This is a genomic window from Salinispora pacifica DSM 45544, from assembly GCF_000378845.1.
GTDB lineage: Bacteria > Actinomycetota > Actinomycetes > Mycobacteriales > Micromonosporaceae > Micromonospora > Micromonospora pacifica.
Map to the genome: position 1 here is coordinate 977,253 of NZ_KB905359.1, position 25,026 is coordinate 1,002,278.

At 70.2% G+C, this 25,026-nt stretch carries 15 protein-coding genes; 8 read left to right on the plus strand and 7 right to left on the minus strand.

The annotated features are described in order from the left end of the window. Nucleotides 1–139 precede the first annotated feature (139 nt). Genes SALPAC3_RS0104405 through SALPAC3_RS26650 form a run of 3 tightly spaced genes read right to left on the minus strand, consistent with a single transcriptional unit; the run spans nt 140 to nt 1,402 of the window. Nucleotides 140–667, minus strand: coding sequence for a hypothetical protein (locus SALPAC3_RS0104405; protein WP_026185228.1), 528 nt, complete (start codon nt 665–667; stop codon nt 140–142). 23 nt (nt 668–690) lie between these two features. Beyond that, nucleotides 691–1,098 (minus strand): hypothetical protein, encoded by a 408-nt coding sequence (locus tag SALPAC3_RS25305; protein ID WP_033774812.1) that lies wholly within the window; start codon nt 1,096–1,098, stop codon nt 691–693. Between the two features lie 7 nt (nt 1,099–1,105). Next, nucleotides 1,106–1,402 carry a hypothetical protein gene (locus tag SALPAC3_RS26650; protein ID WP_232430458.1) on the minus strand — a complete coding sequence of 99 codons (297 nt, stop codon included), beginning with the start codon at nt 1,400–1,402 and terminating at the stop codon, nt 1,106–1,108. 983 nt (nt 1,403–2,385) lie between these two features. Here SALPAC3_RS26650 and SALPAC3_RS0104410 point away from each other — a divergent pair. Further along, the gene (locus SALPAC3_RS0104410) at nt 2,386–5,298 is read left to right on the plus strand and encodes a condensation domain-containing protein (protein WP_018220067.1); all 2,913 of its coding nucleotides are present in this window, start codon (nt 2,386–2,388) and stop codon (nt 5,296–5,298) included. Nucleotides 5,299–5,355: 57 nt separating this feature from the next. On the opposite strand, the gene SALPAC3_RS0104415 is transcribed toward SALPAC3_RS0104410, so the two are convergent. The 4 genes from SALPAC3_RS0104415 to SALPAC3_RS0104430 form a co-directional block, all read right to left on the minus strand. Then, nucleotides 5,356–7,605 carry a lantibiotic dehydratase gene (locus tag SALPAC3_RS0104415; RefSeq protein WP_018220068.1) on the minus strand — a complete coding sequence of 750 codons (2,250 nt, stop codon included), beginning with the start codon at nt 7,603–7,605 and terminating at the stop codon, nt 5,356–5,358. Further along, nucleotides 7,589–10,738 carry a type I polyketide synthase gene (locus SALPAC3_RS0104420; RefSeq protein WP_018220069.1) on the minus strand — a complete coding sequence of 1,050 codons (3,150 nt, stop codon included), beginning with the start codon at nt 10,736–10,738 and terminating at the stop codon, nt 7,589–7,591. Before SALPAC3_RS0104420 ends, SALPAC3_RS0104415 begins: the two co-directional genes overlap by 17 nt. Further along, complete coding sequence (locus SALPAC3_RS0104425; RefSeq protein WP_018220070.1) at nt 10,738–12,003, minus strand: MFS transporter; 1,266 nt, start codon at nt 12,001–12,003, stop codon at nt 10,738–10,740. Before SALPAC3_RS0104425 ends, SALPAC3_RS0104420 begins: the two co-directional genes overlap by 1 nt. Before the next feature lie 70 nt (nt 12,004–12,073). After that, on the minus strand, nt 12,074–13,747 hold the full coding sequence (locus SALPAC3_RS0104430) for a condensation domain-containing protein (protein ID WP_080635113.1): 1,674 nt from the start codon (nt 13,745–13,747) through the stop codon (nt 12,074–12,076). Between the two features lie 257 nt (nt 13,748–14,004). Between SALPAC3_RS0104430 and SALPAC3_RS0104440 the strand changes: the two genes are divergently transcribed. The 7 genes from SALPAC3_RS0104440 to SALPAC3_RS0104470 all read left to right on the plus strand — a co-directional run bounded on the left by SALPAC3_RS0104440 (nt 14,005) and on the right by SALPAC3_RS0104470 (nt 24,840). Beyond that, a complete protein-coding gene (locus SALPAC3_RS0104440) occupies nt 14,005–14,877 on the plus strand; it encodes a class I SAM-dependent methyltransferase (protein WP_232430459.1) in 873 nt (290 codons plus the stop codon). Nucleotides 14,878–14,888: 11 nt separating this feature from the next. Then, the gene (locus tag SALPAC3_RS0104445; protein ID WP_018220074.1) at nt 14,889–16,871 is read left to right on the plus strand and encodes a thiamine pyrophosphate-dependent enzyme; all 1,983 of its coding nucleotides are present in this window, start codon (nt 14,889–14,891) and stop codon (nt 16,869–16,871) included. Next, on the plus strand, nt 16,861–17,946 hold the full coding sequence (locus SALPAC3_RS0104450; protein ID WP_018220075.1) for a 2-oxo acid dehydrogenase subunit E2: 1,086 nt from the start codon (nt 16,861–16,863) through the stop codon (nt 17,944–17,946). Before SALPAC3_RS0104445 ends, SALPAC3_RS0104450 begins: the two co-directional genes overlap by 11 nt. Then, nucleotides 17,943–20,960, plus strand: coding sequence for a condensation domain-containing protein (locus SALPAC3_RS0104455; protein WP_020493368.1), 3,018 nt, complete (start codon nt 17,943–17,945; stop codon nt 20,958–20,960). The genes SALPAC3_RS0104450 and SALPAC3_RS0104455 overlap by 4 nt, the downstream gene beginning before the upstream one ends. Next, the gene (locus SALPAC3_RS0104460) at nt 20,957–22,630 is read left to right on the plus strand and encodes an amino acid adenylation domain-containing protein (protein WP_018220076.1); all 1,674 of its coding nucleotides are present in this window, start codon (nt 20,957–20,959) and stop codon (nt 22,628–22,630) included. Before SALPAC3_RS0104455 ends, SALPAC3_RS0104460 begins: the two co-directional genes overlap by 4 nt. 266 nt (nt 22,631–22,896) lie before the next feature. Further along, entirely contained in the window at nt 22,897–23,136 is a 240-nt protein-coding gene (locus tag SALPAC3_RS0104465; protein WP_018220077.1) for a hypothetical protein, read from the plus strand. A gap of 6 nt (nt 23,137–23,142) precedes the next feature. After that, complete coding sequence (locus SALPAC3_RS0104470; RefSeq protein WP_018220078.1) at nt 23,143–24,840, plus strand: RCC1 domain-containing protein; 1,698 nt, start codon at nt 23,143–23,145, stop codon at nt 24,838–24,840. Nucleotides 24,841–25,026 lie beyond the last annotated feature (186 nt).

Genomic DNA, 25,026 nt, shown 5'->3' on the forward strand with positions numbered 1-25,026 from the left:
ATCGAATGACGTGGTGGTCCCCCGATCCGACACCTGTCCTGGCCACACCTGCCCTGGGCGAGCCGGCCAGGACCGGCCGGGTGGCCTTCACCATCCTTTCCCAGTCAGACCTGGCGCCAGATCTGGTCGAATAGCCCAATCACGCCGGGTAGCCCGCAGCGCAGCCGGATTCATCGCGGATCTCACTGGGATCGCGCATGTCCTCTCCATCGCCCCAGGGCCGGTACACGTAGCGGACGCTACCGGGGTCCGCGCCGGCAGGATATCTTGGCGCCTCCGAAACCCTTACTACGCCCTCCACAGCATGTGGACCCCCCACGTCAAGCTGCAGGGTGACTCCTATGATCTCCGGAAGCTCGATATTCGAGCCCGCCACCACAGCAGTCGTCCGGAACCCACTGCTGTCTCCAAGCGCAATCCAACCATTCGCCACCGACTCGTCAGTCGGATCCTGCGCCTTCCAGTAGGTGAACTGCATCGAAGCAGGGTCATAGTTGGGTTCCTGCCCGGCCAATAGATTATCGTACGCCTCAACCCCCACCACTCGTTCACCGTCACACAACGGCGCATAGACGTAAAGTTGGTCACCGATCTGCGCAACCCCGACCGCGTAATAGTCATGGCTAGGCAAGAACAAACCACAACCGGAGATCAGCAACAGACTCACGAGGCAAGCGGCGAATCGCATCCTCAACAGGTGTATCCCCCTCCTCCATTGCTGGCAGCTTCGGCCGCTGCCTCATATCTGTTGCAGCCTCCGCCGATCCAGACGTCGATCACCTCGGCACGATAATACAGTCCCGGGAACAGTAGACCATCCTGGTTCCACTGCTGGTCGCGGTGGTACTTCTCGTGAGCAGCGAGATCCCTACCGACCTTCCAGGGGGCCACGTCGGTGACGAATGTCGTGCCGTACGTGGCGCCACCCCTGGCCTTCGACGGCAGCCGCCCCTGCTCGCAGACCCACAGTTCGTGAACATACGCACAACGCCCGCCCGTGTTCGTCACCAGCCATCGTGTGGCCCTTCCGATGCTGTCTGAGTGCATCGTTGACACAAACCGCTGCCCCGCCAGGAAGGCCAGTTTCAGCGGATTCACCTTTTCGTTATTTCGGGAGCAGCGGCTTTCGAATCGGAACGACCGGGTGAGACAATGTCAGATCCTGAGTGGTAGCAACCGGCGACACCAGGCCACAATCAGCACGCTTCAAAGTCGTATCAATATCGACCCACTGCGATCCCTCGAATGTCCGAACCGGAACTGGCGACAGCACCGCCGTCATCGTCTGGTCCGGATTCGCGTAGGCAATCGATGTCGCCGACCGCATCGAGCTGACCTCCACCTGCGAATCGCAGGCCTCGGCCGTCCCCAACGCGGCCTCAGCAGAGGCCATCTCACCCACACACGTAACCGATGTCGAGGCCGAAGCCGGCGACACCGGCAGGACCACCCCACCGAACGGGCGCAACCACCACCGGCGCCAAAGCCCCAGTCACAAACCCCTGCCCGGAGAACCGTGACCGCACCGCACCCACCCCCCGTCCCCGCTATCGACAATCGTCAGAGACCGTAACTCAAGCCGCCTGGAAGCAAAAGTCCCATGCCAATCACAAGAGAGTAAGAATCTCAAACCCAAAACGCCATTAGGTATGGCTATATCAGATCAATCTGTCATAACCACCCCAGCACTACTCACCTACCCAAAACGGCCGGGACGGGTAAATGACTCCTCTGCGGAATGTGCAGCGGATTTCGCCACACTTTCGATAGCGACAGCAGGGGTTCCCAGCTTGTCTCGTAACCCCTGCCGGACGTCTGGGGTTGTAGCTCTAAAGTGGTCCGTCGGCCCTGTCGCCTATCTCGGAGGTGAAACGGAACTGATAGAGCTATCAAGCGTCGCGTCCGTGCCAGCGCTTCCAATCGGAATGCGGTACCCGGCAGCGTCTGCCCACGCGGCTACGGACAGAAGCGGGGCGGAACGGCTGAAATCCCGGGCGGCAGTCCGTACAAGGCGGGTCGCACGGTCCTGTGGCGACAAGGTGAGTTTGCCCGACGCGCTGCCGCCGCGGCCACCGCAGCCCTTCGCGCCGGCGTCTTCGAACCGAGGTGAGCGTTCGTGGCCACCGAGCCAACAGTCATCCTGGGTGTGGCGCGTCGCTGGGACGGCGGCCACGCCGGTCGGGCCATCGCCCGCAGCAGCGATTCCCCGCGCCGGTGATTCGGCGATCTCGCCCCGCCCAACGGCCGGCAGACCGCCGACGCTAGGACATGCCGGGCTGTGGATGACGCAAGCTGGGGGCGGCCGAGCGACGGAAATCCGGTCATGTCGATCATGATGATCGATACGTATTCTTGGCGCAGACTTTCGCGCCCGGGAGGACCGCCATGACCGACGGCCCGATCGACACCTATTCTCTCTCACCCATGCAGTTGGGCATCGTCGCGGACAACCCGCTCGCGGACGGGCCGAGCCTCGACGTCATACAGCTGGAGTGTGACCTGGAGTCTGATCTCGACATCGACACCTTCGCCGCGGCATGGCAGCGGGCAGCGGACCGGCACGGCGCCCTGCGGACCGCCTTCCGGATCGGCGGGGACGGCGAGGTGCGTCAGGAGGTGTATCCGCCGATGCCTTTCCCGATCACCGTGGTGACCGGGGACTGGGAGTCGTTTCTGCGTACGGATCGGGCGCACGGATTCCGGGTGGACCGGCTACCGCTGGTGCGTGGTGCCGTCCAGCGGAAGTCGGGTGCGGTGCGGTTCCTGCTCACATTCCACCACTCGGTGCTGGACGGGCGGTCGCTGTTGCTGCTCCTGCGGGAGGTCTTCGCGACGTACGACGCGCTGCGGACCGGCACGGTCCCGGACCTCCCGCCGGTCGTGCCCTATCGCGCGTTCATCGACTGGCTGTCCACGCGGGACGATACGGCCGAGCGCGACTTCTGGCGCGCGACGCTGAGCGATCTGCCGGGCCCGACGTTGGTTGCCGGGAATCGGCGGAAGACCTCCGCTATCCAGCACACCGAGCATGACCTGCAATTGACGGAGGAACTGTCCGAGCGGCTGCGCGAGGTGGCGCGTGAGTGCGGCGGTACGCTCAACACGGTGATGCAGGCGGCCTGGGCCGTGCTGCTCGGCCGCTGTCACGGCCGGGAGGACGTCGTCTTCGGAGCGGTACGGTCGGTGCGGCGGAACACCGTTCCCGGATCGGACACGATGGTCGGCCTGATGCTCAACACCTTGCCGGTACGGGCCCGGGTCGGCGCCTCGTCGACCGTTCGGGAGCTGATCGTCGCGCTGCGCGGCCAGGCGGTACAGGTCCGCGACCATCAGCACGCGTCGCTGATGGAGATCCAGCGCGCCACAGCCGACGAGCGCCTGTTCGACACGCTCGTGGTCTTCGAGAACTTCCTGCTCGACGCGGCCCTGCGGGCCCAGGGAGACGCCTGGACGAAGCGGCGATTTCGGGTGTTGCGCCAACCAAACTATCCGCTGGTTCTCCAGGTCTTCGCAGAGCGCGCGGTCCTGCTGAAGCTGCTGCACGACGAGTCCCGGTTCCCGGCCGGGACGATCGCCGGCTACGCCGAGCATCTGCACGAGATCATGACCGCGATCGCAGCCAACCCGGACCGGCCGCTCGCGGACCTCGCGGCGCTGCCGGCGGGACAGGTGGCACGCGCGGTGATCAGACCGGCTGCCGGGCACGGGCATCCAGACGTGAGCACGGTTGTAGCGGAGCGGGCGAGCGCCACACCGAACGCAGTCGCGGTGGACGCGGGCACGGGCGAGGTTAGCTGGGCTGAGCTGGACCGCTGGGCGTGGCGGGTGGCCGGTGCTCTCGGCGCTGTCGGCTGCGTGGCAGGCACCGTGGTGGCGATGCACGCCGAGGTGGCGCCGAGTACCGCCGCCGGGCTGCTCGGGATCTTAAGGACCGGTGCGGCCTGCCTGCTGCTCGACCCAGAGATGCCACAGAAGCGACGCGCCGTGCTGGCCGATCGGGCCGGTGCCACAATGCTGCTGCCCGGCTCGGACAGGACTGGCCAGTGGCCAGCGCACCTAACCATGGTGGATCCCGATGATGCGCCGGACGTGCCGGTACTGCCGAGCGTGGTCCGGGCGACCGCCGCAGCCGTGCTGCTTGACGTGGCGGGTGACGGCTCCCCGCCCGCACCGGTCGTCCTTCCCCGGTCCGTCCTCGCGGAACTCGCCGGGCGCGCCGCTGCGCTGTCCGGGCTCGCACCAGCCGATGTCGTGGCGTGGCGCGGGGCCGGACCGGCAGCCTGGCTGCTGGAGGTCTGTTCCGCACTGTCCTCCGGTGCGGTCCTGCAGGCAGGTACCGCACCGGAGGAGAGGGCCACGGTGGCCTTCGCCGGCGGCGCGGACGTCGCGGAGTTGGGAGTCTGGGCCGCGGGCCACGGTTCGCGGCTGCGAGCCGCCGTGGTCGCCGGAGGTGACCGGGTCCGGCTCCCGTTCCCCGTGCAATGCCTCGCCGGCCCGGTCGAGGCGGGCTACCCGGTGACCAGCACGACGCCTACTCGCACCGCGAAGACCGTCGTCGGCAGCGCCGGGGCTTACCTGGTTGACGACCTGGGACGGCTGATGCCTGCCGGGCACAGCGGACGGCTGTGCCTGACCGGCGCGGGACTGGCGATCGGCTACGCGGGGGATCCGGTGCGTACCGCCGACCGGTTCCGCCCGGACCCGTTCGGAGACCGGCGCGGCGCACGGGTGTTCCTCGGGGACGAGGTCGCCCGGGTCTCACCGGAGGGCGACCTGGAGCTGGCGGCGTCGCCGGCCGACGCCGTGCGGGCCGAGCCGGACGTGGCGGACGCGGCCGTCACCACCGTCGACGGCCGACGAGTGGCGGTGGTGGTACCCGCACCGGGTGCCACGATCGCGCCCGCGCTCCTGCTGCGCCGCACCCGCGCGGCGTCGACCGGCCGGCAGTCCCTCGGCGGGGTGGTGGTCGTGCCCCGGCTGCCACGTACAGGTGCCGGTGGCGTCGATCCGGTCGCGCTGGCCGGGCTGGTCGCGGCCGCGCCGCCGGTCGACGAGGACCCAGACGATCAGGGGATACGAGGCCGGATCGCCGCTATCTGGGCCGACGTACTCGGCTGCGGACCGGACGAGGAGCGCGAACTGGCGACCGGCGACCGAGACTTCTTCGAGCTGGGCGGGCATTCACTGTTCGCCTTGTCGGTCGCGCTACGGATCAGCGAGGCGTTCGGTGTGGACGTCCCTGCTCGCTGGATCTTCGATGCCCCCACGGTGCCGGAGTTCGCCGCTCGGCTCGCCTGACATCCGAATCAGCCGCCCAGCTCACCGTGAACGTGGCCGGCGTTGTGCCGATCGGTTTCACGGGCGGGCGATGGCGACCAGGCGTAGCTCGCTCGTGTATCGGCGGCCCTGCGCGTCCGGCAGCCAGGTGCGCTCCGGGGCAGGGAGCATCTCGCTGATCGTCACGTCTTCACCGTCGTCGGCAGCACGCCGCACGGCGCGGCTGAGCAGGTCGATCAGCACCGGTGAGTCGAAGTCGGCGTAGAGCGGCTTGGCGTCGCGGGCAGTGCGGACGAAGACGTAGCGGGGAAGGCCCCGCTCCTCTCGCCAACGTCGCGCAGACCCCAGTCGTTCGTGTTCACCCGTGATCCACGCGAAGGCCAGGTCGCGCGGGGCGAAACGCCACGTCTCGCGATCGACGACGAGCCGATCGACGGTCAGCCGGGGTGTGTGCGGGGCGGGTGCGGACACGCCGAACGCGCGGTGGGCCCGGACCATAACCAGCTCACCGAAGAAGACCATGCTCTCGAACATGATCCGGCCGTCCCGGCTGGAAATCATCAGCTTGTCGTCGGCACGCGTAGCGACCAGCGAGCTCACCGGCACCGACACCTCGGGCGGCACCCCGCAGCTGTCCTGGGCGTAGAGGATGCGTAGGTCGCGGGGGGCGACCAGGCCCCGCATCATGCGGGACGGCACCTCGCGGGAGAAGACCGCGACGATCTGCGGGTCCGGCAAGTCATGCTCGACCGCGTCGGCCAACTCGTGCGGAGCCGGGTGCTGGCGGGCGAAGAACGCGGAGGTCAGCGTGTTGAATCCGGCGTGTAGCTCGCCGAGAACGAACCGGTGCTCGCCGGCGCGGATCGCGTCGACACTCGTGGCGTCGATCATCACGTCGGGGCAGCAGTACCGGGTCACGCCGGGCGTGGTGACGGTGGTGGCGAAGGCGCGGTCGACGGCATCACGGAGGTCGGCGGACGCGTAGTCGGGGCCGGGCGCGGTGGCGAGCACGGTGGCCCACCGCTGCCGGACCTCGGAGGCGAGGACATCGAACGCATCGCCGGCGTCCCGGAAGACCAGGTCCTGGGCGTATAGCCAGAGGTTCTCGAACGGCACCGCAGGGCCGTGCCGGGCGGCGAGTCGACTGTACAGCGCGAGCAGCTCTCGACGGTAGAGCGCCAGTGCGCGCTCGGTGAACCAGCGGGCAGAGGTGAGCAACAGTTCCAGCGGCGGTGCGAGGCCAGCCAGCAGCTCCGGGCCAAGCTCGGCGGTGAGGTCACGGCGGCAGTCTTCATAGACAAGCGTGCGGCCGGCGTACAACCGGCCGTGGTTGCGGGTGGAGGCCTTGCCGGTGATCTCGGTGAACCACTCCTCCAGCGCGGTGAGCGCGGTGCCGAGTCGATCCGGGTCGCCGGTGGCTGCGGCGACCGCTCGGTGCCGTTCGGCCAAGGCATCCACAATGGAGTCGGCACGCTGCCGCGACGGCCCGGCCGGCAGGGGACGCAGCAGGTCTCGCAGCGCGCGGATCGGGTTGGGATCGTCGGCGGCGATCTGCGGGCCCCAGACAATCCGGTGGGCGGCGGCCAGCCGGTAGAGCACCTCGACGACCTCCCTGGGCCTGTCGAAGCCCTGACCGGCGAGCGCGGAGGCGATCGCGTGCGCCGGGGTCACGCCATCGCAGCGGGCCAGGACCGCGGCCTCGTCCGGCCGGAGCATCAGCGGCGGGGCGAGCGGTCGGTGCAGCTGATCGCCGTCCAGGCGCAGGAACGGCGGTATCCGCGGCGCCAGCCACGGCCACAGTTCCTCGTCCGCGGCGATCACGGCCGCGATCTCGTCCGCGCACCAGCCCTCAAGATATGTCGTCCGTTCCGCGACCAGACCGGATCCCGGGCGTATCGTAATGGCCGGCCCGTCATCGCGAACTGTGGCCCAGCCGACCGGCCCGAAGAAGCCGATCGTGTCGTTCTTCGCGCAGTAGCGTTGCAGGTAGCGGGCGACCAACGCCTCCTTCTGCCGGAATTTTGAGGAACGACGCCCCGGCGAGGCCAGCATCACGTCCACCCCGGTTCGCAGCGCGTGCCGGTTCTGCCAGGTGATCGCCTCCCGCAGCGCCGGCTCGGCCGCGAGCGCTCGCAGGTCCGCCGCGAGCTCAGCGCTTGCCCGGACGAACTCCTCCTCGCCCATGGTCGCGAGCCCGGGGCGACTCAGCCGGGCGAGCCAGTCGACCGGCATGCCCGCACCGCGCAGCGCCACCCACCGCCAGATCGCCCACCGCTCGCCGAACGGCACGAGGTGCCGGGCGGCGGCGAACTCAGCCCCGGCCGTCATCGTCGCCCAAGTGGCGGTCGGGACCCTCCGGGGCGAGCGAGGCGGAGTCCAGGGGGCGGTCCGGCAACGCGGGGCTCGGTCCGGATACCGGTGTGGTGTCTGGACCAAGCTCTGCCGCCGCCGGTCGGCGGCTGGACCCGCCGAAGCCGTCGCCAGGTGTCCCGACAGTCTCTAGTGCCGCGCGGACCTCCTGCGGCGACAGCCGCCTGATCTCCTCGAGTAGTTCATCGTCTCCTTCGGTGAGCTGCCGCCAGACCAACTCGGCCAGGGTGTCGACGGTCGGCGCGTCGAAGAGGTCCCCGGAGGTCAGGCGCACCGCGAACTCGTCGTTGACCACGGCGACAACCCGGGTGGCCAGGAACGAGGTGCCGCCGAGCTCGAAGAAGTCGTCGTGGTCGCCGACCTCGGCGATGCCCAGCAGCTCCGCGAAGACCCGCCGCAACCGGACCGTCACGTCGTCGGCGGACGCGGCCCGGAGGTCCGCCAGGTCGGAACCGGCCGGAAGGTCCGCCAGGTCGGAACCGGCCGGGAGATCCACCAGGTCGGAACCGGCCGGGCGAGGAGTCTCGGAATGAAGGCCGGGTGCGACCCAGTGCCGGTCCGACGCGAACGGATATCCAGGCAGCGGCACCCTGCCGGCAGTGGGGCCGTGGAAGGTCGTCCAGTCGATGGCGGCGCCAGCCAGCCAGAGTCGGCCGAGCGCAGTGACCAGGGCTTTCTCCTCGCCATCCGGCTCGTCACCGGGAGCCCAGCGGCCGAGCGTGGGCAACGCGGTGCGGTCGGTGACAAAGCCGATCAGCCCCATACCTGGCCCAACCTCAAGGAGGATGCCATCCGGCAGCGTGCGAAGCCCCGGCCGGAACCGCACCGGATCGGCGGCCTGCCCAGCCCAGTAGCCCGGGTCGGTGGCCTCCGCCGCGGTGATCCACCGCCCGGTCCGGCACGATACGAACGGGACCTCCGGTGGGCGCGCCCGCACCGCGGACACTGCCTCGGCCAGTTCGGTCAATGCGGGCGCGACCATGGGCGTGTGAAACGCGTGCGAGACCGCGAGCCGCCGGGTCGGGACCGCGTCGCGAGCCAGCTGTTGCGCGTACGCATCGACCGGGCCGGGTTCGCCGGCCACGACGCAACTGCCCGGCGCATTGTCCGCCGCCAGCCAGACGCCGGTGGGCAGCGTCGGTAGCTCGTCCGCGGCGACGGCTACGGCGAGCATCGTCCCAGGCCGCAGGCCCGCCATCAGCCGCCCGCGCGTCACCACCAGCGCCACCGCGTCGGCCAGTGAGAACGTGCCAGCCAGCGCGGCGGCCACGTACTCGCCGACGCTGTGCCCGAGCATCGCGGCCGGCCTGATCCCCCACGAGTTGAGTAGGCGCGCCAGCGCGTACTCCACCGCGAACAGCGCGGGTTGCGCGATCTTGGTGTCCGTCAGGCGTGCTGCGGCCTTCGGTGTGTCATCGAACAGAAGCTCCAGCAACGGCACGCCGTGCGCGCGGGCCAGCCCGGCGACCTCGTCCACCGCGGCCCGGAAGACCGGTTCCGTCTGGTACAGCCCGTGTCCCATCCGCGGACGCTGCGCGCCCTGTCCCGGGAACAGGAACATCACGGGTACGTCGCCGGGGGGCTCGTGCGCCTGCCGCCCGCCGTTGCGGAGCGCCTCGACGGCACCGGCCGGGTTCTCAGCCACCACCACAGCGCGGTACGCGTTCCGCGGCCGCCCAGCCTGCAACGTGAACGCCACCTCGGCCAGGTCGTCGCCGGGCGTCAACCGGTCGGCCAGGTCGGCGCGCATCCGATCCAGCGCCTTCCTCGACCGGGCGGAGACCGCGACCGCGTGCCATCGGTGCCGCCGGCCCACCGGGGCCGGCGGCACGGGTGCCTGCCGCAGAATCGCGTGCGCGTTCGTCCCACCCATGCCGATCGAGCTGACAGCCGCGATCCGCGGCCCGTCACCCGGCCACGGCTGCGGGACCCGGGGGAGGTAGAACGGGCTGTCCGCAAGGGACAGCTCCGGGTTGATCGTGCCGAGGTACGGGCTCGGTGGCAGCACGCCAGCGCGGAGCGCGAGCACCGTCTTGATCAGACCGGTGACACCGGCCGCCGCATCCAGGTGACCGATCAGTGCCTTGACTGACCCGAGCGCGCAGAACCCGGTCCGGTCGGTCGCGGCACGGAACGCCCGGGTCAGCGCCGCGACCTCGATCGGGTCGCCGAGCGGTGTGGCTGTGCCGTGTGCCTCGACGTACCTGATCCGGGTGACATCGATGCCGGCCAGGCGTTGCGCGGTCCGGATCATCTCCGCCTGCCCGTCAATTCGGGGCGCGGTGAAACCGACCTTGTCACCACCGTCGTTGTTTACCGCAGTGGCCGCGATCACCGCGTACACGGTGTCACGGTCACGAACCGCGTCGATCAACGGCTTGAGCACCACGGCGGCCGTGCCGCTGCCAGGGACCATGCCGTCGGCCGTGGCGTCGAACGGCCGGCAGACCCCGCGCGGAGACAGTACCCCGCCAGGCTCGGGGTGGTACCCGCCCTGCGGCGGCTGGACGGAGACTCCGCCGGCGATCGCGATCTCACACTCGCCGGCCAGCAGCGCCTGCCCCGCCATGTGCACCGCGACCAGCGAGGTCGAGCAGGCCGTCTGCACGGCCACGCTGGGCCCGGTGAGGTTGAGGTGATAGGAGACCCGGGATGCCAGCATGTCCTTGTCATTGGCAATGATCAGTTCGCCGTAGCCGGCGTTGGTCGTGCCGCCCAGCAGATTGCGCAGCAGGTACGTGCTGATGCTGCTGCCCGCGTAGACGCCGACCCGGGCACGGCCACCGTTGTGGTGGCCGGCGTGCTCCAGCGCGTGCTGCGCAACTTCCAGGAAAATCCGCTGCTGCGGGTCGAGTAGTGCGGCATCCCGCGGCGAGTATCCGAAGTAGGCCGCATCGAATCGGTCGATGTCGTCCAACCGTCCCCACGCCGCAACGTGGCCGGGCCGATCCGGTTGGGTGCGGGTGATCCGCTCGCGTCCGGCCAGAACTGTCTCCCACAGACGCGTGCAGTCTGGTGCACCCGGGAAGCGGCCGGCCATACCGATCACCGCAATCTCCAGGTTGGTGACTTCGTCCGGCGAGTTCGTCATCAGCTCGTTCCCACGCCCGCTGCCGGAGCCGGCTCGCGGTCGAGGCCACGGACGTGGCGGGAGAGGTACGCGGCGACCCCAGCCACGATCGGCAGCAACCCGACGGTGATCAGCAGACCCGCGATGCCGCGCTCCTCACCGAGCAGCGGCGTGAAGACCGCGTCGGCCAGGACTCCGGCGGTGAGCGCGGAGACCGGTACCGAGGCGAGCGCCACCACACGGAGCGTCGCGAACGCTCGGCCGAGCATGTCAGCCGGCACCTTGGCCTGCCAGATTGTCGCGTTACAGGCGTTGATCACCGGCAGGGCCAGGGCATAGACGAGCACGCCGGCCACGACGACCGGGACTGTGGCGCGCACGCCGAGGATCGCGATGCCGATGCCGAAGACGATGCCGGCGCCGAGCACACCGTGGACGCGACGGCGCGGTCCACCCCAAATGATCATCAGGATGGCGCCGGCGAGCCAGCCCAGGCCCTCGGCAGAGAGGATGAGGCCGAGGTCGCCCTGCGTGCCGAATTCCAGGACCAGCGGAGGCAACAACGCGAGCGTGAATCCGGCGGCGATGTTGGCTACCGAGAAGAAGCCGAGCATAATCAGCAGACCACGTTGGCGGGAGATGTAGGCCCATCCGGCGCCGATGTCGCCGATGATCCGGCGGACGCCGGTGGCCTGCCCGGTCGCGGCCGGCTGTGGGATCCGGATCACCGCCAGGACGACGACCATCGCGGCGAACGTGGCCAGGTCGATGAGGACCACGCCGAGAATCTCCACGACTGGGATCAACAGGGCCGCCAACGCCGGGGCGAGCAGCCGGGAGGACGCGGTCGCCATCTGCACCATGCTGTTGGCGCGGGGCAGCAGACGTTCTGGGACCAGTTGCGGTACGGACGAGGCGAACGCCGGGTACTGGATGGCACCACAGGTGGCGACCAGGAACGTGACCGTGTAGACCAACGCCACACTCAGCGCGTCCGCCACCACCAGCACCGCCAGCACGGCCAGCACGGCAGCGCCACCGGCGTTGGCGAGCAGGATCAACCGGCGCCGGCTGTACCGGTCGGCGAGCACGCCGCCGACCAGCGTGACCAGCACCTGCGGGAGGTAGAGCACGGCTACGATGCCGGCGAATTGGGCGGCCGATCCGGTCGTGCGGTAGACCCAGACGCCGAGCGCGAAGCCGGTCATCGCGGTACCGGTCAGCGACACCAACTCGGCCAACCAGAGCGCCACGAACGTCCCCAGCCGGCTCGATGTTCGCGTCATGCCGGACTCACCTCGACGTTGCGGCCACGCCGTGGTCGGCGCTGAGTCGCTGGTTCGCTCGCAAGCTTGCTCATTCCTGCTGCCCCCTCGCCTGTCGGAGGCGGAGCGCGCCGGCACGCCGGCGCTCCGCCGGATCGTCGCCGGATGCCTCTGGTGGTGCGGTGGCGGCCAGGTGACCGGCGAGCGCGGCGACGGTCGGGTGGTCGAAGAGGTCCAGCATGGACACGTCGGTGCCGAGCCGCTCGGCGAGCAAGCCCTGCACGCGCAGCATCAACCGGGAGTGGCCGCCTAGGTCGAAGAAGTTGTCCTGCGAACCGACGGCCGGCACGTCCAGCACCTCGCGCCAGACCTCGGCGATTCGGCCGGCGAGCAATCCGGCCGACTCCGCGATCGGCTTGGCCGTGGCCGTGACCGTCGCGGCCGTGGCCGTCGCGGCCGTCACGACCGGTGGGGGCAGGCTCGGAAGGACCGCGTCCGGGTCCGTCAGGGCGGCGAGGAGCTGCACGTACGCGGTGGCGAGCCGGTCAGCCCCGGCCGGGTCCAGCGCCGTTCCCCGGTAGAAGAAGTCGCAGACCGTGCCATTCGGGGCTTCGCGGACGCCGAGCGTCAGGTCGTACTTGGCGGCGCCGGTGAAGATCTCCTCCACCGTGGTGCGGCAGTCGCCGAGGGTCGGCGACTCGGCCTGCGCCGGATGCAGCCAGAACACGGCCTGGAAGAGCGGGCTGTGTCCGCCGCGGGCGGGACCCGTCTCCCGGATGATGTCCTCGACCGGGATCTGATGACCGAATCCATCCAGCACCGCGTCCCGTACCCCGGCGAGAACATCCGCGAAGGCCGGAGCGCCGGTCATCGTCACGCGCAACGGCAGCATGTTGACGAACAGGCCGATTGCGTGCGCGGTCTCCGGGCGTCGGCGATCCGCGGCCGGTGACCCGATCACCACGTCGGTGCGGCCGGTGTGTGTGCGCAGCAGCACCGCAAACGCGGCGAGCATGGTCATGAACGAGGTGCACCGATGTCGACGACCGGTGCCCCGGACCCGGTCGGCCAGGTCGGGGGTGAGGCGTACGCGGTGCAGCCCGTCCGGGGTGCCCGGGGCCGGCGAGCCGGGGAGAGCCAGGGGTGGTGGCATGTCGCGCAGGCGGTTTCGCCAGTACGCGAGGTCGACACCGCTCGGGCGGACGCGCTGGGCGTCGATCAGGTCCGGGTACGCCACGGGTTGCGGCGGCAGCTCCGGGATACGGTGCGCGGCGCGGGCCGCGTACGCCTCGGCGAGTTGGGCGAAGAACACCCGCGCCGACCCGCCGTCGAAGACGAGGTGATGGACCACCAGGATCAGCTCGTGCCGGTCCGGTGCCAGCCGCAGCAGCTCGGCTCGCAGCAGCGGGCCGCCCGCCAGGTCGAACGGTTCCCGGGCCAACTCCTCCGCGCGCGTCGTCGCGGCTCCGGGCGGTAGCGCGACGAGATCGGTGACGCGCAGGGTGAACGCGCCGGCCGACCGGACCCGTTGCCGCAGCTCGCTGCCGGTGAGCGGGAACGAGGCCCGCAGCGCGTCGTGCTGCGTGACCAGGTCGCCGAGGGCGGCGCGCAGCGCGCCGGGGTCGAGCGGGCCGTCCAGTCGGACCCGATACGGCACGTGGTAGGCCGGGTCCGGAGTGAGCTGCAGGGCGAACCACATCGATTCCTGAGCGGGCGACGCCGAAAGAAGGCCCGCGTCGCCAACCTGAGCTGCATCGTCGATCATTTAATCCCCCGAATGTGTCGCCAGCGGGAAACCTATAGCACGAAAAGTCGATGATCGAATGCACTACGTCGGGAAGTATGGCATGAATAACGAACCCGCGAAAGGGGCAGGGCTAGGTCACAAAATTTCGAGGAATTGACATAGAGGATGCGCTATTCCGTGTCCGGCATGCGCCGACATCGCCGACAGAGCCGCTGCAACACCACAAAAATCGGGCCATCCGGACGCTATTGACGAGCTCAGATCGGCCAGTTAGATTGCGTTGGACACGAGCCGCGACCAGCGAAGGTGATCATTTTATGACCACTTCCGACGCGATTGTCACCCCTTCCATCGAAGAGTGCGTAAGCGCCAACAGAAATGGTTGGAATCTACGCGCAAAGGAGCATCTCGACACCGAATTCTATGGTGTCGAGGCTTTCAAGAACGGCCGCAACACGGTACAGAGAATAGAAATCGAGGAAGTCGGTGACGTCACCGGCAAATCGCTGCTGCATCTGCAATGCCATTTCGGCCTGGACACGATGTCGTGGAGCCGACTCGGCGCCCGAGCCACCGGCGTCGACCTGTCCGACGAGGCGATCGAAAACGCCGGCGCGATCGCGGCCGAACTGGGGCTGGACACCCGGTTCATCCGCAGCGACATCTTCGAGCTACCCAACACGCTGGACGAGAAGTTCGACATCGTCTTCACCAGCTACGGCGCGCTCGTGTTCATGCACAACCTGGACCGGTGGGCCGAAATCGCCGCTTCCTATCTGAAACCCGGCGGCAAGGTGTGCATCGTGGAGATCCACCCGGTGCTACCACTGTTCACCGAGACGGACGGAGAGTTACGCCTCACCTACTCGTTGTTCCAGGACGGTCCGAATCGGATGGAGGTCGCGAAGACCTACGCCGATCTCAAGCCGGTCGAGCCGCACACCGAGTACTTCTGGCGATGGTCCGTCGGCAGCCTGGCGACCGCGCTCATCAACGCCGGCCTGCGCATCGACCGACTCCGGGAGCTGCCGTTCGACATGCGGCAACGATTCCCATCGATGGCGCAGGGCGAGGACGGGTACTGGCGGCTCCCCGGTGACCCGCTGCCGCTGGTCGTCACGTTCGTCGCCACGAAGCCGGAGCGGTGAGGACGGGACCGGTGACCGCACCGCTCCCGCCGGCGCCCGAGACCGACCTTCCCGCCACACCGTTGCTGCAGCGGGCGTTGCTGATTCGCCGGGCCGAGGAGCGGTTGCTCGAACTCTTCGCCGACGGTGAACTGTCCGGTACCGTGCACTGTTGCATCGGCCAGGAGTTGGTCGGTGCCACGCTGGGCGAGATCCTGATCCGGGACGACACCGTCTTTTCGAACCACCGCTGCCACGGGCACTATCTCGGCGCCGGGCACGACCTGGAAGGGCTGTTCGCCGAGATCATGGGCCGCCACGACGGGGCCTGCCGCGGCCTCGGCGGCAGCCAGCACCTGCACCGGGACGGCTTCTACTCGGGCGGCGTCCTCGGCGGCCTGGTGCCGATCGCCGCCGGCACCGGCATGGCGCACCGGCTCGACGCCTCCCCCGGAATCGCGGTCGCGCTCATCGGCGACGGCACGCTCGGCGAGGGCGTGCTCTACGAGACGATGAACCTGGCCGCGCTCTGGCACCTGCCGCTGCTGCTGGTCCTGGAGCGCAACGGCGTCGCGCAGTCGACCGACACCCGCACCACCACCGCCGGCACCGCCGCCGGGCGCGCGGAGGCGTTCGGCATCCCGGTCGTGGAAACCGGCACCGCGGATCCGGCCGCGCTGTCCGCCGCCGCAGCGCACGCCGCCCACACGGTCCGCTCCGGTGCGGGGCCGGCGATGCTGATCATCGACACGTACCGGTTGGCCCCGCACTCCAAGGGCGACGACCACCGCGACCCCGCGCAGATCGCCGCGAGATGGTTCCGTGACCCGCTACGCCGCGCGCTGGACCAGGGCGGGGAGACCATCGCCGCGCTGGACCGGGCCGCGCGCGAGCGGGTCGAGCAGGCGGTGGAGACCGCCCGGGCCTCGCCGATACCGGACCCGACCGTGCTGCTGCCCCGGCCGGCCGACCCGGAGCCGGCGTGCTTCCACCAGATGGCCGCCGCCGACGGCCGGCGTGTGGTCACCGCGCTACGCGATGGCCTCAAGGCGCTACTCGACACGGACCCGGGCGTACTCCTGCTCGGCGAGGACGTCGAGGATCCGTACGGTGGCGCGTTCAAGGCCACGGCCGGGCTGAGCACGCTGTTCCCCGGCCGGGTTCGCAACACGCCGATCTCCGAGGCCGCGATCGTCGGAGTCGGCACCGGGCTCGCGCTCGGCGGACGGCGCGCGCTCGTGGAGATCATGTTCGGCGACTTCGTGTTACTCGCCGCCGATCAGCTGATCAACCAGGCGGCGAAGCTGCACGCGGTCTACGGCGCCAGCGGGCCCGGCCGCCTGGTCCTGCGCACCCCGATGGGCGGACATCGCGGCTACGGGCCTACCCACAGCCAAACGCTCGACCGGCACCTCGTCGGTGTCCCCGGCCTGCGAGTCGCCGCACTGCACAGCCTGCTCGACCCACTTACCATCTACCGTGGACTGCTCGACGGGGACAGTGACCCTGCGGTCGTGCTGGAGAACAAGCTGCTCTACGGCCGCCGGCTCGGTGCGAGCCTGCCGGACGGGTTCATCGCCTGGCAGACCGCGGACCCGCTGCCGACCGTGCGGGTGGCCCCGGACGACACCACCGCCGAGGTCACGCTCATCGGCTACGGCGGGATGCTCGACGAGCTACTCACCGCCGCCGACCGGCTCTTTGTCCAACACGATGTCCTCGCCCAGGTCCTCTGCCCGGCCCAGATCTTCCCGTTCGACCTTGGCCCACTGCGCCCCCTGCTGGCCGGCAGTCGCGCGATCGTGGTCGCCGAGGAGGGGCAGGGCTTCGCCGGCTTCGGTGCCGAGGTCCTGGCCCAGCTCGCCGAGCGCCCGGTCCCCGGGAGTCCCCGGCTGGCGCGGGTCGCCGCCGCGCCGGTTCCGATCCCGGCCGCCCGTTCGCTGGAACGGGCGGTCCTACCCGCGGCCGACTCGGTCGTCACCGCCACGCTGGAGGTGCTGCACGGTGCCGGCTGAAGTGACCCTGCCGAAACAGAACCCGAACGACGACGCCGCCGAAGTGCTCCGCTGGCTGGTCGCCGACGGCGAGCAGGTCTCCGCCGGCGACAACCTGCTCGAGGTCGAGTCGACCAAGGCGGTCACCGTCATCGAGTCACCCGGTCCCGGGTACCTGCGCCAGCTCGCCGCCGAAGGCGACGTGGTTCCCACCGGCACGCCGATCGCGCTGCTCTTCCCCTCGCTGGACGAGCTGACCGCGACCGCACGGGGCTCTGGCGAGACGGCACCGACCGTGAGCGGGCCGGGCGATGACGAGACGGTACCCACCGTGAGCGGGCCGCGCTTCTCCGCCGAGGGTCTGCGCGAACTGAGACGACTCGACCTGAGCGCGGATCTGTTCCAGGAACGCGGCCTCGTCACCGGCGCCATCGTCCGCCGGACCGCTGAGGAGCTGACGCGAACTGGGCCCGCAGTGCGGCGTGCGCCGATCGGCCCGGCCAAACAGACCGAGATTGCCCGCCTGCACGCGGGCGGCGCCGCACTCGCCAGCGCACTCACCGTCGCCTTCGGCGCGGACGCGCTCGACCGGGCCCCGACCAAGGGCAACGTGCCACCACTGCCGCTGGCACTGATCATTCACGCACTGGCCGGTGCCCTGACCGATTTCTCCGGACTGAACGCGCGGTTCGCCGGTGACCACGTGGAGCAGTACACCGAGATCAACGTCGGCGTGGCGGTGGACGCTGGGCACGGCCTGCGAGTACCGGTAGTCAAGCACGCGGACCGGCTCGATCCGGAACAGATCACGCTGGAGCTGCTCGACCTGCTCGCCGCCTACCACGATCGCAGCCTCCACGCGGACGATGTCGCCGGTGCCACCGTCACCGTCAGCGACCTGTCCGGGCAGAACATCCTGCAATTCCAGCCGCGGATCAACCAGGACCAGACGCTCGCAGTCGGCGTCGGCGCGGACACCTCGTTGCCCGGCCGCCCGATGACGCTGACCGCGGTCTTCGACCACCGGGTCACCAGCGGCCGGGCGGTGGCCGACTTCCTCACCCGGGTGCGCGCGCAGCTGCTGGCGGACCGATGAGCGATCCTCTCGCCGCGCAGCTGGCCGGGCTCACCCCAGAACAGCAGCGACTGTTCCTGCAACGGCTGCGGCTGCGCCGACGCCGGCAGAACGCCGAGGAACGCCCGGCGGTATCGGCAGCGTCCTGGCCGCTGTCCCCCGCCCAGGAACGGCTGTGGCTGCTGGAGACGCTGACGCCACGTCACCCGGCGTACACCGTGCCGTTCGCGATCCGAATCGCCGGCCCGCTCGACCGGCAGGCATTGGAGACTGCGATCCGGGCGGTGCTGGACCGACACGGCGCGCTGCGCACCGTCATCGTCGAGGAGGGTCCGGCGCAGGTGGTCCGCGACGACCTGCGCGCCACGCTCGCCTGGACCGACCTGTCCGGGTTGCCGGCGCCGGAGCGTGACACCACGTTCGACAGGCTCACGGCCGAGCACGGGATCCGGACCTTCGACCTGACCAACGGGCCGCCGGTGGCGCTGCACGCGGTCCAGCTCGGCGATCGGGAGACCGTGCTGCTGGCCGCCGTGCACCACATCGTCTTCGACGCGACTTCGGTGACAATCGTCCTCGACGACCTGGCCGCCGCGTACGACGACGCGGTCGCCGGCCGGCATCGCAGGTCCGCCGACGCCGGCCACCAGTTCGGGGAGCACTGCGCCGCGGAGCGTGCCGCGGACCGGGAACGCGGGCTTGCGTACTGGACGAATACGCTGCGCGGCACGCCACCGCTGTCCACGCTGCCGGCGCACCGGGCCAGGGCCGAGTCCGGGCCAGGCGGGCAGGTGCCGCTGCAGCTGCCGGCCAGCCGGACCACCGCGCTGTTCGGGCTGCTGCGGGCAGAGCGGGTGACGCGGTATGCCGCGCTGCTCACCGCGGCTAGTCTGGCGCTGCGGCGTACGAACGGGCAGGACACCATGATCGTCGGCGTGCCGGCGAGCACGCGTACCCGACCGGAACTGGCCCGGGTGGTCGGCTGCTTCTACAACCCGCAGGCGCTGCGGCTCGACCTGGACGGCGACCCGACAGTCCGGGAGCTGCTGCGTCGCGCCCACCGTGCCGTCGGCGGAGCCCAGGCAAACGCGGACGTGCCGTTCGGGGACGTGGTTCGGGCCCTACGCGCGACCCGCGGGGACCGGCACAACCCGCTGTTCCAGACCATGCTGAGCCTGCTCGACGCGCCGGTCGCGGAGCGGCACGGCGGCGGGGCGCGGTTCCTGCTCGACCCGGCGCCGGCCGGGCGTACCGACATGGACCTGTTCGTGACCGTCACGGTCGGCGCGGGTGGCGGGATGGCCGGCGTGTGCCGGTTCGCCGGCCACCTCGACGAGCCGGACGTGGCCGCGTGGGCGGATGACCTGATCGGGTTGTTGGATCGGATGGCGAGCGGTGCGGACCAGCCGATCAGCCGGTTTGCGCCGATACCGGACGGGGTCCGCACGGTCCTGGCGGCACCCGCGGCGGCCGCCTACCGGGCGCCGGGCACTCCAACGGAGACACTGCTGGCCGGTGTCTGGGCGCGGGTGCTCGGGGTGGACCGGATCGGCGCGGACGACAACTTCTTCCAGCTAGGCGGCGACTCCATGCAGGTGATCCAGGTGATCGCCGAGACGGCCGCCGCCGGGCTGCCCCTCTCCCCGGGCGACCTGCTGCGCCACCCCACCGTCGCCGGACTCGCCGCCCTGGGACGCCGTCAGCCACAGCGACGGGAGACGGTGGTCACGGGTGATGTGCCGCCGACCCCAGCGCAGGCGTGGTTTCTGACCGAGATCCTGCCGCACCTGAGCCGTCCCGGGCACTTCAACCATCCGTACCATGCGGAACTGGTCCGGCCCGTGACCGCGACCGAGCTGTCCGGGGCGGTGAACGCGCTGACCCGACGGCACGACGCGCTACGGCTGCGGCTGGTCCCCGACGGCGCCGGACAGCGGCGGCAGATCAGCACCCCGGACACCGGGCCGGTACCATTCGACACGCACGATCTACGCGACGCCGACGCGGAAGAGGCAAACCGGCTCGGCGCGGACATCGCGGAAACCGCACAGCGCGGCCTGTCCCTGTCGACAGCGCCGATGCGGGCCGTCCACTTCCGGATGCCCGGCGGGCAGCCGGACCGGCTGCTCCTCATCTGCCATCACCTGCTGGTCGACGGCTTCTCCCGCACGCTGCTCATGAACGACCTCGCCGACATGCTCGACCCCGCTGCCCGGCCGGCGCCGCCGTCGCTGCCGTACGCCGCATGGGCGCGCCTGCTCAGCGCGGCGGCCGCCGCCCCGGAGCTGACCGGCCAGCGCGCATTCTGGCGCGCGCAGGCCCGCGCCGAGGACCTGCCAGTCGATCTACCCGGTACCGCCGTGCGGTTCGGCTCACGGGCCGGAGTGCACCGGGTCCTCACCGCCGACGTCACCGCGCGGCTTGCCTCGGAGGCCCGCGCAGCCGGTGCCGGCCTCAGCGACCTACTGCTGGCCGCCACCGCCGTCACGATCGCCGCGTGGCAGGGCGGGGACGAGGTGACCGTCGCACTGGCCGCGCCGGGCCGCAGCGGGCCACCCGGTCACGACGTCGACGTGACGCGGACAGTCGGCTGGTTTCAGTACTTCTACCCGCTCCGTCTGCGCCTGGGCCACACATCATCCCTGCCACGGCTCGCCGGCGAGCTGCGCGTGCAGATCGGCGCGGTGCCGATGCACGGGCTCGGGCACGGCCTCCTCACCCACGCACACCCCGATCCGGCGGTACGGGAGGAACAGGCGCGATCGGCCGGGCCGCAGGTCAGCTTCAACTACCTGGGCGAGATCGGTTCCTGGGACCGGCAGCCGGCTGCCCGAATCCTGCGGCCGTCAACACACCCGTCCGGCACTGCCCAGGACCCGGAGGGCCGCTGGCCCTACCTGCTCGACATCGCCGGAGAGCTGCGCGATGGGCGGTTGCGACTCGCCGTACACCACGGCAGTGGAGTGCACCGCACGGCAACCGTGGACGGGCTCGTGGAGCAGATTGTCAGACTCCTGAACGGGGGCGCGCGATGACACACCTCGTGGTGGTCAACGATGAGGAGCAGTACTCGATCTGGCCGGCTGGCGGCACAGCGCCACCGGACGGCTGGCGCGAGACCGGGTTCACCGGCAGCCGCGTGGAGTGCCTAGACCACATCGGCAGGATATGGACCGATCAGCGCCCGCGCAGCGCGCGCGGCGACGGCGTCCACGACCTGGTGGAGGCACAGGTCGCAGCGCGCCCGAACGCGCCGGCCGTGACGGACGCGACGACCGGGGACACGCTCACCTACGCCGGCCTGTGGTCGGCGGCCGGCGCGCTCGCGGTCGACCTGGCCGATGGCGGCGTCGGCGCCGGTGACATTGTCAGCCTGCGAATGAACCGTTCCGTCGACCTGGTGATCGCGATGTTGGCCGTCACCCGGACCGGCGCGGCCTATCTGTGCCTGGACGCGGACGCGCCGCCGGACCGAATCACCTCGATCCTCGGCCAGGCCAAGATCGCCGCGATTCTGCAGCCGGCCAGCGCTGCCGACGGCACGCCGGTCACCCGCGGCCTGCGGCTGGTCGCGCACCGGAACGCCGCGTCCGCCGGAAACGCACTGCCGCCGGCGACCACCCCAGACGACCCGATCTACGTCATGTACACGTCCGGGTCCACTGGCGCGCCGAAGGGTGTGGTGGTGCCGCACCGCGCGGTGCGGCGGCTCGCCGTCAACCCGCTGTTTTGCACCATCGCGCCCGGTGACCGGGTCGCGCACGCGGCCAACCCCGCGTTCGACGCCACCACATTCGAGGTGTGGAACACGCTCGTAGCCGGCGGCACCGTGGTGGTCTTCCCGGCGCTGACCGACGTGACGTTCGCCCAATGGAACGCGCTGCTAACCTCGGCGGGCATCACCACCATGTTTCTCACCACGTCGTTGTTCCACCTGATCGCCCGGGAACGACCGGCCGCGCTCGCCCCGCTGCGTAACCTCGTCGTCGGTGGCGAGCAACTGGACCTGACCGCGGTCCGCCGAGTCCTCGCCGCCGGCCCGCCCGGCCGGATCGTCAACGGGTACGGGCCGACAGAGACCACCACCTTCGCCGCCTACTTCGACTGCACCGAGGCGAGTCTCTCCGATCTGGACCGGATCCCGATCGGCCGGCCGTTGCAGCAGACCACGCTGCGGATCCTCGACGAGAACCTGCGCCCCGTACCGCCGGGCGGGACTGGCGAGCTGTGCGTCGGCGGCCCCGGCGTCGCACTCGGCTATCTGCGCCGGCCCGACCTTACCGCGCCACGATTCGTCACCGATCCCGACACCGGCGAGACTATTTACCGCACCGGCGACCTGGCCCGGCTTCGGCCGGACGGCGACTACGAGGTGCTCGGCCGGCTCGACCGCCAAATCAAGCTGTGGGGCTTCCGGATCGAGCTGGAGGAGGTCGAATCCGCGGTCCTGGCCACTGGGCTCGTCGACACCGCGTTCGTGGAGAAGGTCGGGTCTGGCCCCGACTCAATGCTGGTCGGGTTCGTCCTGGCCGCGGGCGGCGACTCGCCGGGCACGCTGCCGCGGCGGCTGAACATGGCGCTCGGCGCACGGCTGCCCGGCTACATGATCCCGGCCCGCTGGCTGGTGCTGCCCGAAGTGCCGCTCAGTTCCACCGGCAAGGTCGACCGCCGTGCCCTGCACCGGATGCTGCCCGGTCCCCAGTAGCTCCGCACCCGCCCGGTGACGTGCGTGGCCGAGACACAAAGACCCGGGCGACCAGCGCCATCGTGCTCAGGAGAGGGTGCACAGCGGTGGGTCCCGCCAGACGCCCAGCCCTTTCTGGTTGCCTCGCCACAGGCGGGGCAGGAGGAAGCGTGTAGACGAGCACGCTGTCGTACGACGCGTCAATCGCCTTGTCAACGGCGCTCCGAAAGCCCGCGATCCCAGGAAGCCGTCGGGGCCTGTCCGCATACGTTGGAGCCCCGCGACCAGTGGTGGTCTCCAAGGAGATCACCACGAACCACTCATCAACGACACTGTCAACGCCGGCTGAACTTCTTCAGGCGCACACCCGTGTCAGCCCCGCGCTGAGCGGCCGCTACGACGCTGGCCTCTACCGCGCCAACCGCACCCGCACCGACCTCCCCGACGCGGTCGAGACCTGCGGCCGGCTGGAGTCGTTGTACAGGCCGTGGTCGGACGCGGCCGGTGACGGGGAGACAGAGGGGTAGGGGTAGGTGGAGAGCTTCTGGACCGGCACGGTCGCGGACGTGAGAAGAAGCTGGGTCCGGCCCGCGAGTCTGCGGGAGCTGTTCGCGGCGCCGCTGATGGTGGCGATCGTGCTGGGCATAACCTCGGTCGGCGCGGCACCCGTGCTCGCGCAGAGCGTGCCGTCGGCGGCAGCAAGCCCTCCCGGCACCGGCCTGGCCTGGGGCGACAACGCCGAGAGCCAGTTAGGCGACGGGACCACCACCAACAGCAGCACCCCCGTGACAGTGGACCTGCCGGCTGACACCACGATCACCGCCGTCGCCGCCGGCCAGGGCCACAGCCTGGCGGTGACCGCCACCGGCACCGTGCTGGCCTGGGGCGGCAACAGTTCCGGCCAGCTGGGCGACGGGACCACCACCCCCAGCAGCACCCCCGTTGCGGTGGACCTGCCGGCCGGCACCACGATCACCGGCGTAGCCGCCGGCGACCGCCACAGTCTGGCGGTGACCTCCACCGGCACCGTACTGGCCTGGGGCCTCAACGTCACCGGCCAGCTAGACGCTGGAACCACCACCAACAGCAGCACGCCTGTTGTGGTGGACCTGCCGGCCGGCACCACGGTCACCGCCGTCGCCGCCGGCAACGCCCACAGTCTGGCGCTGACCTCCACCGGCACCGTCCTGGCCTGGGGCACCAACAGTTCCGGCCAGCTGGGCGACGGGACCACCACCCCCAGCAGCACCCCGTTGACAGTGGACCTGCCGGCCGGCACCACGATCACCGCCATCGCCGCCAGCAGCAGCAGCCACAGTCTGGCGGTGACCTCCACCGGCACCATGCTGGCCTGGGGCGCCAATTTCACCGGCCAATTGGGCGACGGGACCATCACCAACAGGAGCACCCCGGTTGCGGTGGACCTGCCGGCCGGCACCACGGTCACCGCCGTCGCCACCGGCAGCGGCCACAGTCTGGCAGTGACCGCCACCGGCACCATGCTGGCCTGGGGCGGCAACGGTTCCGGCCAGCTGGGCGACGGAAGCACCACCACCAGCAACACCCCCATTGCGGTGGACCTGCCGGCCGACACCACAATCACCACCGTCGCCGCCGGGGCCGGCCACAGCCTGGCGCTGACCTCCACCGGCACCATACTGGCCTGGGGCTACAACGCCTCAGGCCAGCTGGGCGACGGGACCAACAGCAACAGCAGCACCCCCATCGCGGTCGACCTGCCAGCCGACACCACAATCACCGCCACCGCCGCCGGCAGCTTCCACAGTCTGGCTGTCGTCCCGTCGACCTCAACCACGACCCTGCAGGCGACCCCACCCAACCCGACACCGGATCAACCCCTCACCCTCACCGCCACCGTGACCTGCACCGGCAGCACCCCCACCGGAACCGTGACCTTCCACAACGACACGACAACCCTGGACACGACACCCCTGACCGGAAACCCCACCACCACCGCAACCCTCACCGCCACACACCTGACACCCGGCACACACCACATCCAGGCGCGCTACAACGGCGACAACAACTGCCCAGCCTCCACCTCCAACCCCACCACAGTCACCATCCCCAACCCCACCAGCCCAAAACCCACCATCCCCGTCACCGGCGCCAACCTACCCACCATCCTCACCACCGGCTTCCTCCTCACCCTCACCGGCACAGCCCTGACCCTCGCCACCCACCGACGCCGACCAACACACAGGACCTGAGGACCATCGATGTCGGCCTGGCCGCCGCGGCGGGATCGCGTTCCATCAGCGCCTCCAGCCGTAGCACGCCGGCATCTTCAAGCAGCACGATGCCGGCGTCGAAGTAGCGACCGTAACGGTCAAGCATGAAGCCCTCAGTTGCCCGCTGCGAGCCAAATCCGGCATCCTGTCGCGCAGGCTCCGCCT